Origin of the sequence: Pseudomonas sp. BJa3 (assembly GCF_026343815.1) — a bacterium.
GTDB lineage: Bacteria > Pseudomonadota > Gammaproteobacteria > Pseudomonadales > Pseudomonadaceae > Aquipseudomonas > Aquipseudomonas soli.
Genome location: NZ_JAOXMC010000524.1, coordinates 1 through 238, shown reverse-complemented (window position 1 = coordinate 238; position 238 = coordinate 1). Strand labels below are relative to the sequence as shown.

General features: G+C 67.2%; 1 protein-coding gene. It reads left to right on the top strand.

Annotated elements, in window-relative coordinates; all coding sequences use genetic code 11:
• Window positions 1-182: hypothetical protein (locus OH705_RS28660; protein WP_267303627.1), on the top strand; the 182-nt coding region annotated here is incomplete at its 5' end.
• Between the last annotated feature and the right edge of the window lie 56 nt (window positions 183-238).

The following is a 238-nucleotide window of genomic DNA, read 5'->3' as shown; positions in this document are numbered from 1 at the left end:
AGGTACGGGGCACGCCGCTTGCCTTCGTGCTGGGCGGGGCGCGGATCGCCGCGGGCATCCTGGGGGCCAAGCTCCGCCAGCAGACGCCCAGTTTATTCTTCACGCCGGCCGGACAGCCGCTGCGCACCGCATATCCGCTCAGCGCGGACGAGCGCGACGCCCTGGGTCTTGAAGCCGGCTGATCGACAGGGGGTCCTGATTGACCCCGCCCAATCGTCTGACTAAAGTCAGATAATGG